Source organism: Arthrobacter sp. AFG7.2, assembly GCF_002892835.1.
GTDB lineage: Bacteria > Actinomycetota > Actinomycetes > Actinomycetales > Micrococcaceae > Arthrobacter.
Genome location: NZ_PJMB01000001.1, coordinates 473,322 through 488,829, shown reverse-complemented (window position 1 = coordinate 488,829; position 15,508 = coordinate 473,322). Strand labels below are relative to the sequence as shown.

At 58.0% G+C, this 15,508-nt stretch carries 18 protein-coding genes; 2 read left to right on the top strand and 16 right to left on the bottom strand.

Annotated features, from left to right (window positions below; translation table 11 throughout):
- Nucleotides 1-29: 29 nt before the first annotated feature.
- From CXX84_RS02245 to CXX84_RS02180, 14 genes are all read right to left on the bottom strand, one after another.
- Nucleotides 30-1,067 carry a TadE/TadG family type IV pilus assembly protein gene (locus CXX84_RS02245; RefSeq protein WP_102975086.1) on the bottom strand — a complete coding sequence of 346 codons (1,038 nt, stop codon included), beginning with the start codon at nucleotides 1,065-1,067 and terminating at the stop codon, nucleotides 30-32.
- On the bottom strand, nucleotides 1,055-1,429 hold the full coding sequence (locus CXX84_RS02240) for a TadE/TadG family type IV pilus assembly protein (RefSeq protein WP_102975349.1): 375 nt from the start codon (nucleotides 1,427-1,429) through the stop codon (nucleotides 1,055-1,057). The genes CXX84_RS02245 and CXX84_RS02240 overlap by 13 nt, the downstream gene beginning before the upstream one ends.
- Nucleotides 1,430-1,521: 92 nt before the next feature.
- On the bottom strand, nucleotides 1,522-1,737 hold the full coding sequence (locus CXX84_RS02235) for a Flp family type IVb pilin (protein ID WP_102975085.1): 216 nt from the start codon (nucleotides 1,735-1,737) through the stop codon (nucleotides 1,522-1,524).
- 258 nt (nucleotides 1,738-1,995) lie between these two features.
- The gene (locus tag CXX84_RS02230) at nucleotides 1,996-2,208 is read right to left on the bottom strand and encodes a Flp family type IVb pilin (RefSeq protein WP_223252924.1); all 213 of its coding nucleotides are present in this window, start codon (nucleotides 2,206-2,208) and stop codon (nucleotides 1,996-1,998) included.
- An 8-nt stretch (nucleotides 2,209-2,216) separates the two neighbouring features.
- Nucleotides 2,217-3,089 carry a type II secretion system F family protein gene (locus CXX84_RS02225; protein WP_102975084.1) on the bottom strand — a complete coding sequence of 291 codons (873 nt, stop codon included), beginning with the start codon at nucleotides 3,087-3,089 and terminating at the stop codon, nucleotides 2,217-2,219.
- A gap of 10 nt (nucleotides 3,090-3,099) precedes the next feature.
- Entirely contained in the window at nucleotides 3,100-4,053 is a 954-nt protein-coding gene (locus tag CXX84_RS02220) for a type II secretion system F family protein (RefSeq protein ID WP_102975083.1), read from the bottom strand.
- Entirely contained in the window at nucleotides 4,053-5,360 is a 1,308-nt protein-coding gene (locus tag CXX84_RS02215) for a CpaF family protein (protein WP_102975347.1), read from the bottom strand. Before CXX84_RS02215 ends, CXX84_RS02220 begins: the two co-directional genes overlap by 1 nt.
- A 146-nt stretch (nucleotides 5,361-5,506) precedes the next feature.
- A complete protein-coding gene (locus CXX84_RS02210; protein ID WP_102975082.1) occupies nucleotides 5,507-6,706 on the bottom strand; it encodes a CpaE family protein in 1,200 nt (399 codons plus the stop codon).
- Nucleotides 6,703-7,488 (bottom strand): Flp pilus assembly protein CpaB, encoded by a 786-nt coding sequence (locus tag CXX84_RS02205; RefSeq protein WP_102975081.1) that lies wholly within the window; start codon nucleotides 7,486-7,488, stop codon nucleotides 6,703-6,705. The genes CXX84_RS02210 and CXX84_RS02205 overlap by 4 nt, the downstream gene beginning before the upstream one ends.
- Nucleotides 7,489-7,508: 20 nt before the next feature.
- A complete protein-coding gene (locus tag CXX84_RS02200) occupies nucleotides 7,509-8,510 on the bottom strand; it encodes a TadE/TadG family type IV pilus assembly protein (protein WP_102975080.1) in 1,002 nt (333 codons plus the stop codon).
- Nucleotides 8,498-8,896, bottom strand: a complete 399-nt coding sequence (locus tag CXX84_RS02195; RefSeq protein WP_102975346.1) for a TadE/TadG family type IV pilus assembly protein — start codon at nucleotides 8,894-8,896, stop codon at nucleotides 8,498-8,500. Before CXX84_RS02195 ends, CXX84_RS02200 begins: the two co-directional genes overlap by 13 nt.
- A gap of 79 nt (nucleotides 8,897-8,975) precedes the next feature.
- A complete protein-coding gene (locus CXX84_RS02190; protein WP_102975079.1) occupies nucleotides 8,976-9,176 on the bottom strand; it encodes a Flp family type IVb pilin in 201 nt (66 codons plus the stop codon).
- 26 nt (nucleotides 9,177-9,202) lie between these two features.
- Nucleotides 9,203-9,403: a Flp family type IVb pilin gene (locus CXX84_RS02185; RefSeq protein ID WP_102975078.1), complete on the bottom strand. Its 201-nt coding sequence runs from the start codon at nucleotides 9,401-9,403 to the stop codon at nucleotides 9,203-9,205.
- Between the two features lie 277 nt (nucleotides 9,404-9,680).
- Nucleotides 9,681-10,310: a prepilin peptidase gene (locus CXX84_RS02180; protein WP_223252923.1), complete on the bottom strand. Its 630-nt coding sequence runs from the start codon at nucleotides 10,308-10,310 to the stop codon at nucleotides 9,681-9,683.
- 331 nt (nucleotides 10,311-10,641) lie between these two features.
- Between CXX84_RS02180 and rplM the strand changes: the two genes are divergently transcribed.
- Together rplM and rpsI are read left to right on the top strand one after the other, a co-directional pair.
- Nucleotides 10,642-11,085 (top strand): 50S ribosomal protein L13, encoded by a 444-nt coding sequence (rplM, locus tag CXX84_RS02175; protein ID WP_015937805.1) that lies wholly within the window; start codon nucleotides 10,642-10,644, stop codon nucleotides 11,083-11,085.
- Between the two features lie 38 nt (nucleotides 11,086-11,123).
- A complete protein-coding gene (gene rpsI / locus CXX84_RS02170; RefSeq protein WP_050684362.1) occupies nucleotides 11,124-11,630 on the top strand; it encodes a 30S ribosomal protein S9 in 507 nt (168 codons plus the stop codon).
- A 62-nt stretch (nucleotides 11,631-11,692) separates the two neighbouring features.
- Here rpsI and CXX84_RS02165 read toward each other — a convergent pair whose 3' ends face one another.
- A complete protein-coding gene (locus CXX84_RS02165; RefSeq protein ID WP_146031806.1) occupies nucleotides 11,693-13,495 on the bottom strand; it encodes an ArnT family glycosyltransferase in 1,803 nt (600 codons plus the stop codon).
- Nucleotides 13,496-13,613: 118 nt separating this feature from the next.
- Nucleotides 13,614-15,419 (bottom strand): glycosyltransferase family 39 protein, encoded by a 1,806-nt coding sequence (locus CXX84_RS02160; protein WP_223252922.1) that lies wholly within the window; start codon nucleotides 15,417-15,419, stop codon nucleotides 13,614-13,616.
- Nucleotides 15,420-15,508 lie beyond the last annotated feature (89 nt).

Below are 15,508 nucleotides of genomic sequence, written 5' to 3'. Positions count from 1 at the left end.
TAAAACTCCTGAATTGTCTGGTGTGATGGCTAGAGAACTGGGCGGGCAATGGTGGCGCCGTAGGGGTCGACCGGGCCCAGCGTGTAGCCGTCGGCGAGTGAGACGTACTTGACGAAGCTGCCGATGACGCCTCGGCACTCACCCTTGCATTCCGTGGCGGCGGTGACACCCGTCGTCGTGGATCTTTCGCTTTGGAATTCGTAGGGCAGGCCCGCGTTGCCGCTGAACTTCCAGCCGGTGACTTTGAACGCGGCAAAGGAGACCAGTCCGTAGACGGCGCCCGATCCTGTTCCGGTGACCTTGGTGAACACCGGCAGGAGCACAATGACGTCCCGGCCGGCTGCTAATTCGCTTGCCCATCGGTTCAGTTCGGTTGAGCAGTTTCCCGGTGCGTTGTTCCCGGGGTCGCTGCCACCTTCGCTGACGGAAAGATCGATGGTGCCCCCGCACTGTCCCGCGTCCTGGACCAGCCAGCCGAAGCCGCCCTGCACCGCAGCCCCGGAAGGGCCGTAGTTGCAGTCGGCATTGGCGTTCTTGCCGTGCTCCTGAAGAAGCTGGAGACCGCTGCCGATCTTGTCCTTGACCTGGCAGACGGAGAAGGCCAGCGGAAACGCGGTACGGCCGGCCTTGGGACTTCCCCAAATTGCGGAAGCGCGGGCGCCAACTTCTTTGGTGGGGACGCCGAGGACGTCCGCAAAGAAGAGGGAGACGGAGTTGTCAGTGCCGCCCACTTCCTTCGCGGAGGTGGTGACGCTGACCTTTCGTGTTGTTTTGTCGAGGTGGATGGTGTGCACCTTGCTTATGCCGTCCAGCGCGTTCTGGTTGGCAAGGCTGCCGGCGAGGGGCGACGCGGTTGAGCAGTCAATGTCAGCCTCATCACGTGCGCACTTCTGCGCCATTGCGATGGCGGAGGCGTCAGCGCCGTTCTGCAACTGCGCGCGTTCCGAGTAGATGACCCCGACATCGACGGCGATTGCGACGAAGCCGAGGAGGGTGACCAAAAGGATGGCGACGATGACGCTGACGGCGCCGCGCTCGTTGTCAGTCTCTGCCGTCAGCCGCCGCACAGCATGACCCCCTTGCCCGACATGGGGAAGGGTCCTGCAATTCCGGTGATGGTGGCCAGGTTGTATTTGATGGTGAGGGTCACCTGGCTGCCCGTGGCGCACACGTTCGTGCTGAACAATATGTCCGAGTTGGGGATGGTGGTGCTGACGGAGGCTGCCGCGTTCTTGGCGGCGATCCTGGCACCGGTTGGATCGTTGCCGATGGCCATCACGCGCACGCCGTCCCGGGCTGCGTTAGTGAGGGTGATCTGGGCGTTGTAGGCCCTGCCAAATTCGATGGTTCCCAGGACAAGCATCAAGAGGAGGGGCAGCAGGATCGCGAATTCGACGGCGGCCGCACCGCGTTCCGAATCGTGTGACACCTGCTGCACCTCTTCCTGAAAGACTCGTTTTGCCCCAGCTGCTTGAGGCGGTGCGGTTCCGATATGGGGGGCCGGAACCGGACATGTGGGTGCTAAGGAGCGGAGGTAGCAGCGGCAGTAGGCGCCGGCGGGTTTTTGATGTCGTAGTTGACGTCCGTGAACAGGTTGCCGAGCTGGCCGCCTAAGGTGCTGACTGCCACGATTACGACCACAGCGATGAGGGCGACCATGATGCCGTACTCGACGGCGGTGGCACCCTTCTCTTCGTTGCGAAGGCGGATCATGAGGCTAGTGTAGAGAGAGAGCATTTGAGACTCCTGTGCGAGACGGATGGCTGGCCCTGCACCAGCACTGAAACGAAGCTAGCAACCAGTTTTGGCGCTAATCCCGGATCTTGGAACATCCTGCGCAAAGGCTGTACGTGGTGTTTTTTTCTTGCGTTTTTGTGTTGCTCTTGCTGCGGGAACACTGGGATTTCTAGCACCAGGAGCGCACAAAAGGACCCCCTCGGTTCTGGGTGCCGAGGGGGTCCGGTATTTGGGCACAGCATTGCGCGGGCGACCTAGCTATGGGATACCCAAGGCAGTCTTTACGCCAGTCGTGAGGAAACCGAAAACGGAATTGAGCGAGGTCCCGAACAGACCTACGCCGGCGACAATCACCATGGCTATGAAGCCGGTGAGAATGCTGTATTCCGTGGAGGTGGCGCCGCGTTCTTGGTCCTGCAGGCGGGAGAACTCGGCGAATGCGCGGACCATGATCTGATTCAGCTGGTTCACGATTCCTCCTAGGAAAAGGCGGCGATGATGTTCATTACGGCTGGCCCGAGCAGGATGATAAAGAGGGTCGGGAAAATAAAGAAGATGAGCGGAAACAGGATCTTCACAGGGATCTTCATAGCGTGCTCTTCAGCACGCTGGCGACGCTTAAGCCGCATTTCGTTGGCTTGAACTTTCAGGACCTTGGCAATAGCAATGCCGTAGGCGTCTGCCTGGACAATGGCCCGAATGAACGAGCGCAGGTCGGGCACGTCAACGCGATCGGACATGTCCAGATAGGCCTCTTTTCGTGAGCGTCCTACTTGCATGTCCTGGAGCGTTCGTGTCATCTCATCCGCCAACGGTCCGCTACCATTCTGGGCTGTTCGGGCCATCGCAGCCTCAAACCCCAAGCCAGCCTGGACGGAGATAAGCATTTGGTCCAAAGTATTTGGCAGTTCCTGTCGAATCTTCGCTCTGCGCTTTTCAGCGTTGCTGCGCACCAGGAGGTCAGGTGCGAAATAGCCGAAGGCTATTGCGGCCAGCAGAATTGCAAAGCGCGCTGGTGCCGGTGAAGAAAGAAAATGCAGCAAACCGAGAATGCCTGCTGCCAGTGCAAGAAGCGGCTTTATAACCAAGAGACGCTCCAAAGGCCAATCCTTTGGTCTGCCTACAGCTGCAAGCTGCTTATCCAGCCAGGCAATGTAGTTCAAAGGCGTTATCTTGCGTGCGATCTCACTGAACTCTGCGGACAGGTTTTGCGGCGCAGCGTTGCGGGCTCGTTGTCCCAAGTTTGCCTGAATATTTCGCAGGGCAACCCTGTCTGTGGCCGCAACGGACCAAACCAGGTAGGTAATGGGTAGCACGATAGCCAGAATGGCTCCGAGCGCTATCGGGGACATGGCGACCCTCTCAGTATTTCGGCTTGATTAGTCGGCTGAGCCAGAAGCCGCCCGCGGTGAGCATAAGAGCGGCGGTACCCAGCATCAGGAAGCCAGGAGCTGTGCTGGTAAAGGTCGTAGCGTACTGATCATTGATGAGGATCAGTGCGAAGAAGAGCACGACCGGGAGACCCATGAGCACACCGGCAGACATTTTGCCTTCAGCACTTAGGGCCTTAACTTGGCGGCGGATCTGGTTTCGGTCACGGATTGTTTCACCAACGTGGTCGAGCACTTCCGCTAGATCACCACCCACTTCACGATGGATTTCGATAGCCTGCGAGACCCAGGCGAAGTCCTCGCTGCCGGTGCGTGCGGAGACATCGATCATGGACTCCCCAAGGTCCCGCCCGATCCTCGTCTCGTTGACAATCCGGCTCAACTCCTCCGACATTGGAGCATCCGTCTCACGAGCCGAAGCATCAATTGCCCGCATGAGGCTGTGCCCTGCCCGCATGCTTCCTGTCAGCATTTGCAGGGTGTCCGGGAGTTGCTCGTCGAACTTGCTCTTGCGGCGCGAGGTCAACACGGAAAGGTAGGCCATCATGCCGGCGGGTATTACCGCAATCATCAACACCGCGAAGAACAGTCCGCCCAAGAGGAAGCCAAAGACGGCGCCTGCAAGAGCGCCGGCGCCCATCATGAGCAGGAAGTCCGCGGGTTGGGTTTTGAGGCCCGCCCGCTCGAGTTTCTCCTGGCTGATCAGGAAATCGTTCTTTCCTTTTAGCCGCTTGTTGATTACCCCTACGGCTGAATCGGTCAGAACAGTAAGCCTTGAGCTTGCTGCCGCGACATCCGGACGACGCCGCGAGAGGGGGATCGCGCTTCCGGGCTTGAGGATGACAACCAACAGAACGATGATCGCGGTGAAGATCATCAGCACACCCGCCACCATCATCAGCATCGCAGCTTCGGGAGTCTCCATCACCGTCCCCTAAGCGCTTGGGCGCCAAATACAGCGGGAGAGATCTTGATCCCCAGTTCCTCGAACCGGTCCGTGAAGCGCGGCCGTACCCCCGTGGGAATCGGCTTTCCAAGGAAGCGCCCGTTGGCATCTATGCCGGCCGAGTAGTCGAAGACAAAAGCGTCCTGGAGCGTGACAATGTCTCCTTCCATTCCCTGGACCTCAGTAATGTGCGTTACCCGTCGGGAGCCGTCACGAAGCCGTGAGATGTGCACGATGAGGTTTACGGCTGAAGCGATCTGCTCCCGGATGGCACGAAGCGGAAGGTCCATACCCGCCATGAGGACCAAGGTCTCCAAGCGGGCTACTGCATCCCTCGGGGAGTTCGCGTGAACGGTTGAGATCGAGCCATCATGCCCCGTATTCATCGCCTGGAGCATGTCCAAGGATTCACCACCGCGGACTTCACCGACAACGATCCGGTCTGGCCTCATGCGAAGTGAGTTGCGGACAAGGTCGCGTATGGAGACCTCGCCCTTGCCTTCTATGTTTGCCGGCCGGCTCTCCAGCCTGACCACGTGGTCCTGTTGGAGTTGCAGCTCCACTGCATCCTCGATCGTGACAATACGGTCTGTGGCCGGAATGAAAGATGACAGCACGTTCAGCATCGTGGTCTTGCCTGTTCCCGTACCGCCCGAGACGATGATGTTCATTTTGGCGTGTACACAGGCCTGCAGCAGTTCGGCCATTTCCGGGGAGAGGCTTCCGAACTCGATGAGCTTACGAACGGTGAGGGCCTCTCGCCCGAACTTGCGGATAGTAAGAGACGCGCCATTGACAGCCAGTGGCGGGATGATGGCGTTCACACGGGAACCGTCCGCCAGGCGTGCGTCGACGAGTGGCGAAGACTCATCGATTCTCCGGCCGATGCGCGTCACGATGCGTTCAATCACGCGGCGCAGTGCATCTTCAGAGCTGAACTTAGTATCCGTCAGGAAGAGGTGTCCATTACGTTCCACGTAGATTTGGTCAGCTCGGTTGACCATAATTTCGGTGACCGTAGGATCGTCGAGATAGCGCTGCATTGGCCCATGGCCAAGAACATCGTCGATGATTTCCCGGGTTAGCCGTTGTCGTTCCCCTTGTGACAGCGGGACTTGCTCTTCGTCGACTACGGCTTTCAGCTCATCCTTGACGAATTGGTGAAGCTCTGATTCCTCCAAAGAAGAATCTGTGATCCGGGAACCGAGCCGCTCATAAAGAGCCTGACTGGCACGCTCTTTCAAACCCGACAGGGCTTCGCTGGCGTTTCCGGTAGTCACCTCCATCACAGCTGGGGCCTGAGCTTGTTGCGTCGCCTGTGCCTGCTGGATGGCACCGAGGGTGCCTAGCGGTTGTTGTGATGCGGAAGACGCCGACGGGTCGAGACCGCTGACTTCGTCGCCGCGCAACTTCGCGAATCGGTGTGAGAGAGTCACTGGACTACCGCCCTTCTGTGCAGCTTCTTGCGTGGAGCCTCCCAGTTCGGTTTGAAGCGCTCCACCAGCTGCCTGAGCCCCTTGGCTGCCGGGTCCCTGCTCCCGTCCTGAAGTAGGGGAACGCCTTTGTTAGTCGAGAAGGGAACATTCCTGGAACGGGGAAGAACTATATCTACCGGAGCACCGATCGTCGCTTCTACGTCCTGAACGGTGAGGCCGGTCTTGCGGTCCGCCATGTTAAGGACAACGTGTCGATGATCAGGGAGCAGGTCAAGCTCGGAAAGAATCTGGAACCCCGTTCGCAAACCCCGAATGCTCGGGATGTCCATACCGCATACCCAGACAGCGTCCGTAGCCTGTTCCAGGGTGGCGAGCACGTGCTCCCCAAGCCCCGGAGCCGTATCCACCACTACGTATTGGAATTCAGCCCGCAATTGCCGCAGCAGGTGACTGACGTGTTCGCCGCTGATCCTGTCCATGTCAATAGGGTTGCGAGGTGCGCAGAGGACGTAGATGTTGCCGGCGTGGAGCGTCAGGTACGTCTTGAGGACCATCGCATCCTGGCTGGCCGCGCCAACCACTGCGTCGGTAATGGTGAAGTCAGGCTCCATCATCAATCCGCTTGCAATATCACCGAACTGGAGATCTAGATCCACTACAACGACGCTCATAGGAGCGATTTGTCCCAGGCCAATGGCGAGGTTGCTGGCAATTGTTGTTTTGCCCACTCCGCCTTTGGGCGACATTACGGCGATTACCCGCCCTCCCTCGGTAGTGGGACGTTCCGCGGTGTTGGGCCCCAAACCACGACGACGGCCTGCCGCTGCCAGGCTTGCCCGTTCCACCAATGCCCGCACTTGCTCCATGTCGGCTGATGGCGGTACAAGGTCCCTGATTCCGGAACGCATGGCACTCAAGGCGAGCTCGCCGTCGTCGTCCGCGGCCAGGACAATGCTGATTTCGGGATATTGAAGGTCCATGACGGCTGCAAACTTCAATGCCTCATCCAAGGGCAAACCCGGGCCGAGAATCAGGACCTCGGGCGGTTCGCCGGCTTGCTGCCGGAGGATGTCTTCCGGGGACTCGGGAAGGTACGAGGCCTGGAAGTACTGGAGGGAACCGCTCAGCGGGGCTACCGACGCCCTGACCTTGCATTCGTAGTCAACGGAAGGGGAGATCAAAATGAACCGGCTCATCGAAATACCTTTGTCTGGTTGACGACTCCGCTGGTGCCTTCAGTGGCGCTCGCAGGCTCTTTCGAGAGATAGATCTTCCCGAATTCTGCGGCGTACACCAGCTTTTCAGCATCAACGGCGTTCCTGGCGAATGTGATCAGGTAGGAGTCGCTTGTAGTCTGCTTGTCCTGGCTGTCTGCGTTGAGGGCGCCCTTCGAACTGGCCTGAGTTGCCTCGCCCTGCGTCTGTGCTGCCTGGCCCGAGCTGAACTGGACCGCGGTCACCAGGACTTTGTGGAAAGTCAACTGTGTCCCGCTGCCACCCTCGCCCTCGGCCGAAGAAGCGCCATCCCCCAGCGAAATAAACACTCCAACGGTGTCTCCGGCCTGTACTTTGCCACCGACAACCCGGTCGATGCTGAGACGTACGGTGATTTCCTGGAGACCTTCCGGCACCTCAACCCTTGCAGGACCCAGAAAGGTATTGGCGTCAACCAGGCGGCTGCTTAGCAATTGCTCGCCGGGCTTCAGCCCGACGGCGGTTACCTTCGAACCGAGCGATCCAAGGTCTTCAACTACCCCTTCGGCCACTGCTGTTCGAGGAACTGTCTTCGTGGTGACGTATTGACTCAGTTGGCTGGCCGGCGTCCCCGCGGCAACCTCCTGCTTGACCACAAGGACGTCTTCCGTTTCCGTATTTGCGAGGGCCCTGCGATCCGCGCCCTGCACGTAGTTGAAGAGAAGGACGGTGCCTATGATTGCAACAACCAATGCCGCAATGCCTCCCAGTAGGCGTGCTTTCATTACTTTCCCCTTTGGTGGAACTACTTGATAAGTCGAATTTCCGACGTGCCCAGGTACGTTCCGCCGGGGCCGCTACCGGATCCGATGATGTTGTACCTGATGAATTGGCCGATGATGCAGCGGTCTTGCCCCGCACTACACGCGAGTGAACTGGTCATTCCAGGATCGCTGGCTGTGTTGCGGAACTCGTATTCGTGATTGTTGCCGAACTTCCAGCCCCAGATCTTGAACGTGGCGTAGCCGATAATGTTGAAGCTTCCTGTATTGCCGGAACCCGACGACGTATCGAATACAGGGAACTGAACCTCGATCTCCCCGCCGGCCAGAATCGTGTCTTTCCAGCCCGTCAGGATTGCGGAACAGCCACTAGGCGGATTGTTGCCCGGGTCCGAGGCCATGCCACTGGTTCCAACTGCTGTGATGGCATTGCACGGGGAAGACTCGTCCACCCAGCCCCAGCCGCCCGGAATTTCCGTCCCAGACGGCCCGGTGCAGGTGGCACCAGGCTTGTAAGAAAGCTTTTGGACGACAGCCGTCGGACTGGCGGAAGTCAGGTTGTAGCAGTCGTCGGAAATAGCCAGAGGAAACCCGGATCCGCTTCCAGGGGGCAGGCTACCGGCGGTGGCTTGCGCCCCGACGGTCACCGGGCCTGAGTTCAGGGCATTAGCAAAAAGGTTCGTTAGAAAACTGGACGAACCGTTAATGGTTGACGTTGTTACCGTGACCTGTCCAGGAACAGTGATGTCAACGACGGCTTTGCTGGCGGCATCGTTGGAGTTTGTGTTGGCCAGTCCGTCTGCCAATGCGGTATTGCATGGGCCGTCTTTGCAGCTAAGTGCTACGGCAAGGGCTCCGGCGTCGGCGCCATTTTGAAGCTGGGCGCGTTCGGAGTAGATCTGTCCCACGTCCACTGCCATTGCGCCGGCACCAATGAGTACGAGCATCATGACAGCAACGGTTACACCGGCTGCGCCGCGTTCGTTTGAATCCGCAGCTCGTGCTCGTCTGACTAGCCGCCACATTGCATGGCCCCTTTGCCTGTGAGTGAAAGACTGGACCCGAAGAAGCCTGTGAGAGACGAACCGTTGTATGTCACTGTGACGAGGGCGGTCGATGCAGGTGTGGTTGCGGGACATGTTGCTGCTGAATAGTCGAAAGTAAGTAATCCAGAATTGATCGATGGGGCCCCCGCTTTGCCGGCGGCGGTTGCCTTCGTCGCGTCCTTTGTGATGGCCATAGTCCTGGCGGCTTCTCGCGAGGCTTGAGTGACGGAAACCTGCACGTTATAGGCGTTCGAAAATTCAACAATCGCAATGATGATTGCCACCAAGATCGGGGCAATAAGGGCGAACTCGACAGCAACGGCACCTCGTTCGTCCTGTTGCCGGGATTTATGGCTGCGTTTCAAAGGGTCCCCCTGGACAATAAGCAGCTTGAAATAGGTTCGGTGTGCCGCGCTGATTGCGCGGCACACCTCTAGATTCGACCTACCAGCCGCTGACGGTGGTTCCGAGCGTGCTGAACCAAGTGTTTAGGGTGGTTCCGAAGAACCCGACGCCCACCACGAGGACGAGAGCAATCAGGCCGACAAGGAGTGAGTACTCAGTTGCCGTCGCACCCTTCTGAGACCTGAATTCCGTTTGCAGCCATGCCTGCAGGCTACGACTGAGGAGAAGAAGGCTTTTCATCGTGGAGCTCCTGTTCCGGCGCCGAGTTACCAGCCGCTAACGGTGGTTCCAAGAGTGCTGAACCATGTGTTGAGGGTCCGGCCGAAGAAACCGACACCTACCACCAGGACCAAAGCAATGAGACCGACCAACAGCGAGTATTCCGTTGCGGTGGCGCCCTTTTCGGATTCAAACCGATCCTTGACGCCGGCGACGAAAGCCATCATCGAGACCATGAGAGAAGTCATTGTAATTTCCTTTAATTCGGTGAAATGGATTTTTTGATTTCAACGAATTTCCAGCTGCCCCCATAAATCCTTAGCGGCTGGACTTCGCTAAGAAGAGATTGTCATTCGGGGGATAGGGGCAACAATGCGTAGTGGTACTCGACTTTTTCGGGGGTCGCCAAAAGTACGTACTCGAAAGATGGGGGCAGTACTCAGGTAGGCAAACGAGTACGGTGGCCCACTACTTGGAACGAAGATATGGCAGTGCCGGTGAAGGTCCTGAAGGGCGCCGGCTCAACTACACGAGGAAGAGGGCGATGGCCGCAGTGGCGCCAAGCATCGAGGGGCCATGGGCCACTTCTGACGCTCTTTTTCGGTTTTTTCTGCTCACGATCAGCACTGTAACTACACCGTTCAGGATGAAGCCCAGGAGCCCGCCGTAGAACAGCTGGCTCCACCCTAGGTACCCGAGGTACAGGCCGACGGGCGCTGCGAGCTTCACGTCGCCCATTCCGATACCCCCGGGGGAGATCAATCCCAATATGAGGTAACCGGCAAACAATATGACGGCTCCGAGCACCGCCCGCAGGAGATCGTCAGCCTGATGATTGGATAGTCCGGGCACTAAGAAAAGCACAAACCCTCCCGCGAGCAGCATTAATACGAGCGGGTTGGGCAGCAAATGCTGGGCGACATCGATCCGGGCGAGTTGAACGCCTAGCACGGCCAGGAATATGAACGCCGGCAGTACAAGGCTCATTCCGAACCGCAAAGAAAAGGCGACCAGAACAAGGCCAGTAAGTGCCGCCGTCGTCATTCTGATCCGAAAGGTGGGGAGGCTGCCCAGCCTGGGAAGGTACTTGGCGATGAGGACCTCGGCGACAGGGGAGAGGGCCAGCCCCAAGACGGCGGCGCCAAGAACGAACAACCATGGTGCCAAACCCGCATCACCCGATGTAAACACTGAGACCCCCTGCGTTCGTCAGACCGGCGGGCACTGAGGCAGCGTCCGGCTACCCCATTTTGACCCTGAACCCCTTAACGCGCTAATCTTGGTAGTCGTTGTGCGTGTCCTATTCCGATGGTGCGTGCCCGCTTGAGAATCCGGTTGCAGGATGACTACTCAACGTGCACATTCGGAACCACAGGATGACTGGTTACATAGAGCCCTCACCTCTGTTCCGGTAGCGCGCAGATAGTAGGTGCACGAGCTAGTGACACCTAAACAAGAACGCCAGAACAAGAACGAGGCAAACACCGTGCGTACGTACACCCCGAAGCCCGGCGATATCAACCGCCAGTGGCACGTCATTGACGCCACAGACGTTGTCCTTGGTCGTCTCGCGAGCCAGACCGCAATCCTGCTGCGCGGCAAGCACAAGGCCACCTTTGCGTCCCACATGGACATGGGCGATTTCGTCATCATCATCAACGCTGAAAAGGTTGCCCTCACCGGCGCCAAGCTGGAGCAGAAGCGCGCATACCGCCACTCCGGCTACCCGGGCGGCCTGACCTCCGTCAACTACGCGGAACTGCTGGAATCCAACCCGGTCCGCGCCGTTGAGAAGGCTATCAAGGGCATGCTCCCCAAGAACTCCCTCGCTGCACAGCAGCTGGGCAAGCTGAAGGTGTACCGCGGTGCTGAGCACCCGCACGCCGCTCAGCAGCCCAAGACTTTCGAAATTACCCAGGTCGCCCAGTAGTCCTGGCCACCATACAACTTATCTATACAAGGAGAACCGTGGCTCAGAACGAAGAGACCACCGAAGCCGTTGAGGCTGAGGAAACCCTGACCAGCTACACCTCTGAAAGCTCAGCTGCTGACGCCGCTGCGCCGAAGAAGGAGCGCCCGGCCCTGACCGTTGCCGGCGCAGCTGTTGGCCGTCGCAAGGAAGCCGTTGCACGCGTTCGCGTTGTGCCCGGCTCCGGCAAGTGGACCATCAACGGCCGCGCGCTGGACAACTACTTCCCGAACAAGCTGCACCAGCAGGACGTCAACGAGCCCTTCAAGATCCTTGATCTTGAAGGCGCCTACGATGTCATCGCCCGCATCCACGGCGGCGGCATCTCCGGCCAGGCCGGCGCCCTGCGCCTCGGCATCGCCCGTTCACTGAACGAGATCGACGTCGAGAACAACCGCGCCACCCTTAAGAAGGCCGGCTACCTGTCTCGCGACGCCCGCGTCATCGAGCGTAAGAAGGCCGGTCTCAAGAAGGCTCGTAAGGCTCAGCAGTACTCCAAGCGCTAAACCCGCTTACGCAGAAGCCCGTCCCGCCATTTGGCGGGGCGGGCTTTACTGCATTTAGGCGCCTACCTGTCTGTAAGGCGGTACACGGTGGTATCACCCAACTTTTCGGACTGGAAGTTGCTCTCAACCCATGCGGAGATCGCAGTTGAGGCTGACTCTGTTGCCTGAACTCCAAGGAACGCCTCCTGCTGCACCATGTAGCAAATGTTCCCTGCTTCGACCTCATTAATGAATTCTTCAAGAGTCGGCGACGGGTCGCTTCCAGCAAAACCGCCCAGGGGCATTACTGGGCGGCCGGACTCGAGTTGTAGGCGGGCGGCGGTCTGGCTGGCGTAAGTTGCAGCAGACCAAGTGCAGCCTCTCGTCCGCGCTAGCACGTCAATAACTTCTAGGTCGGGCACGCGTCCATAAGCTATGTCGTGACCCCATGCGATCTCATTCTTTCGGAGCGACTCCAAAAGATGACTTATGCTGGCGGGGTTTTTGGACATCACGCCAGATAGTGGATTAGATCCATTGAATTCAAGGGTTACATTGTGAACGGAAGTCATGGCCGGTCCGGACAAGACTGCTCCAACTAGGGTCACAGCAGCGAATATCTCAATTCGCCGACTGGGTGGGCGAATGATAAGTGCAGAGATCGCGATTATGCCGGTTGTGAGAACAGTGTTGGGGAGCCAAGTGGGCCATTCAGAAGTCCCGGCAAGAACTAACCAGGTTGTTAGCAATGCGGCTAAAGCGCAAATTGCTCCACCTAACCGAACAACTACCGAGGACCGGGCAATGAGGACTGAGTGAAGAGCAACTCCAAGGACTAGTGCTAGGGGTGGCGCGATCGCAGCGGTGTAGTACGTATGGATTTGATTCCCCATGAAGCTGAGCAGGAGGAACGCAGTGAGGAACCATACGCCGGATATGAGCACTAGGGCGCGGAAGGGCGGACTTTTCGGCGAAGCCTTCCATCGAACGACGAGAAGAATTAATGCAAGAAGTCCGCCGAGCAAAAGCCAGGAGGCCTCTTGGTTGTAGTTTGCGTTGAATAAGCGGAAGATGCCAGCGTCGCTATCGACCGGGCGGAATTGCCCTGGGACTTGCATGACGGCGGGAACCAGCCTGCCGCCAACTATTCGTTCCACTCCGTTATAGGCAAGTGTCAATTCCAAAACGCTGTTGGAAGCTGAGCCACCTACATAGGGCCGTGCATTTTCGGGTATGAGATCGACAATTGTCATCCAAAGGCCACCAGTAATTATCAGTACTAAAGCAGACGAAGCTGCCGTCCGAAGTCTTCTTGGCCAGCTGATTGGGCTGTAGACCAGATACGACAACCCGAGAGCAGGAACACTCAGCATTCCCTGCATTTGCTTCGTCATGAATGCAAGCCCCAGAAGGGCGCCGGCCACGACGAAGGGGCCGCCGTGCCCCGTTTCGATGCTGCGGAGGACAAACCATGCTGCTGCCACCATTAGCAAAAGCATTAGCGGGTCCGGATTGTTATAGCGAGACATCAAGGTGACAATCGGTGTGGTGAAGAACACGACTGCGCCGAACAGGGCTGCAGCAGCAGAGGTATATCGACGCAGGAGCATGTAGATCAAGAGCGTGGTTCCGACGCCCATCAGTACTTGGGGTGCCAGCATTGCTACGGGATTGAAGCCGAATAGCTTAACAGAGATACCCATCACCCACAGGCTGAGGGGAGGCTTATCCACGGTTATTGAATTGCCCCAGTCCGAGGATCCAAAGAAGAATGCTTTTGCGTCCATCGTCCCCGATTGAACCGCAGCGCTGTAAAAGAAATTGGCCCAACCGTTGATACCCAAGTTCCAGACGTAGAGAACCGCATTCGTTGCTAAAAGAGCCAACAAGGCGGGGCGCTCCCACGCAGGATCCTTTAGAGGGCCGCGCCACAAATGGGAAACGACAGTTGATAATTTCGGCCGGAGCCCTGACTTGGTCGCTCGAGACTGAGAATCCTTAAATTTAGTCCCGAAGATCGTAGAGAGTGACACCGTCTACCACCTGCTTCACAAAGTGCTGGTCCACCCAGTCGGAAATAGCCACAGTATGCAAGCTAAGGCCTCCACGGTCCAGTAGATCCTGTTGGCGGATTAAGTATCCAATACGACGTTCCGATACTAGGGCCTTGAACTGCTCCAGCGTCGGTGCAGGATCGCTTCCAAGCCAGCCTCCCAGAGGAATGACGGCGCGGCCAGAGTCAAGTTGGTACAGAGCAGCATTCTGAGCCGAATACGTCGCTGCGGCCCAGTCCTGGTCAGAGGTACCAGAGCGCAGCAGCTCTGTAACGGTTGGTGAGGGTGGAGCTCCTAGCGCTGTCTGTCGGGCCCACGGAATGTCTCCCTCTCTAATTGCCAACATCAACCTAGATAGGGAGTGTGGGTCATTAGCGACTGGACCTGACATTGGGTTCGTCCCTGTTTGGGCAGTCCCAACTGTAAACAGGTTCGCAGCTGTGGGGGCGCTGAGGACGCTGATTAGGAGAACTGCTGAGGTCACTCTTGGCATCCTGACCGAGAGGGCCGGCACCAGCCATAACACGGCCCCCGCTATGCCGGTAAGGACAAGGGAAACCCTGGCCCAAAACGGCCACTCATCGCTGTATTCCATGATTCGAATAACCATGTATGTGGAAGCAACGAGGAGTGCAGCACCGAAGACACGCATTGCCACGCGATACCTGAGCTGCCACAAACAGGACAATCCGACTGCCACAACCAATGCTAGAGGTGCGGCGAGGGAATACGTGTAGTACGTGTGAATCATGGTGCCCATGAAGCAAAGCACCGACAAAACGCTTCCGAACCACAAAACTGACACCGCAGCTACAGCGCGCTGCTTTGAAGCTAAATCCAGAGAGTGGAATAGGACTGCTATAACAAATGCGCACACCATTGCTGAGAAGAGCAGCCAGACGATCTCTTGGGCGAAGTTGGCATTGAAGAGTCTTGGGAGTCCGCCAGCATATGGGACTGCGTCAGTTTGTCCATTCGATGCGCGACCGCCTTCTGCAGTCATCGGAATTTCCACAAACCGCGCAAGACCGTTGTAGTCCATCGTGAGTTCGATGGCGCTATTGGTGGCGGAGCCGCCGATGTATGGTCTCTGAGAGGCCGGAATCAGATCTACGGTGACCAACCAGGCCAAGGATGTAGCTATTAGAGTTCCCGCCGCGACAATCAACTGGACTAGCCGCCGTGAGAACTGACCATGGCTGAAAGCCAGGACAGCCACGCCCAGAGCGGGAACCACAAGCAGTGCCTGAACCTGCTTCGCCATGAATGCCAACCCCAGGAGGAACCCTGCCAAAGCGAAGGTCCGCAGCCGGCCGGACTCCATGGCTTTGAGTGTTATAAGGACGCAGGCCACGGTTAGCAGGCCCATCAGCGGTTCTGGGTTGTTGAAGCGGGACATTAGGACCACTACGGGGGTCGTGGCGTAAACGGCGGCGCCGAAAAGAGCCGTTCGGGGACCAAAACCGCGTCGAATTATCTTGTAGATCAGGTAGCTGGTAGCGACCCCCATCAGTGCCTGGGGAACGAGTATGCTCCAGCTGCTTAGGCCAAAGAACCGTACGGATAGAGACATCACCCAAATGCTGAGAGGCGTCTTGTCCACCGTGATGAGATTGCCCCACTCAAAGGACCCGAAAAAGAAGGCTTTCCAATCCTGTGAGCCGGCTTGTGCTGCAGCTGAGTAGTAAGGGTTTGCCCATCCGTTGGCGTCCAGTCCCCACAGGAACAGTAACGCCGTTCCGGCCAGAAAGGCCAAGAGTGCGGGCCGCTCCCATCGTTCATCTTGTACTGGACCGCGCCAAAACCTCCGCACCATTGATGAGCGGTGATGAGTTGGCGTGATGT

Coding starts and splice junctions, on each gene's coding strand:
- CXX84_RS02225 (WP_102975084.1), bottom strand. CDS start 3,089: ATGTCCCCGATAGCGCTCGGAGCCATTCTGGCTATCGTGCTACCCATT.
- CXX84_RS02205 (WP_102975081.1), bottom strand. CDS start 7,488: ATGAAAGCACGCCTACTGGGAGGCATTGCGGCATTGGTTGTTGCAATC.
- CXX84_RS02215 (WP_102975347.1), bottom strand. CDS start 5,360: ATGGAGGTGACTACCGGAAACGCCAGCGAAGCCCTGTCGGGTTTGAAA.
- CXX84_RS02210 (WP_102975082.1), bottom strand. CDS start 6,706: ATGAGCCGGTTCATTTTGATCTCCCCTTCCGTTGACTACGAATGCAAG.
- CXX84_RS02235 (WP_102975085.1), bottom strand. CDS start 1,737: ATGCTCTCTCTCTACACTAGCCTCATGATCCGCCTTCGCAACGAAGAG.
- CXX84_RS02200 (WP_102975080.1), bottom strand. CDS start 8,510: ATGTGGCGGCTAGTCAGACGAGCACGAGCTGCGGATTCAAACGAACGC.
- CXX84_RS02190 (WP_102975079.1), bottom strand. CDS start 9,176: ATGAAAAGCCTTCTTCTCCTCAGTCGTAGCCTGCAGGCATGGCTGCAA.
- CXX84_RS02185 (WP_102975078.1), bottom strand. CDS start 9,403: ATGACTTCTCTCATGGTCTCGATGATGGCTTTCGTCGCCGGCGTCAAG.
- CXX84_RS02220 (WP_102975083.1), bottom strand. CDS start 4,053: ATGGAGACTCCCGAAGCTGCGATGCTGATGATGGTGGCGGGTGTGCTG.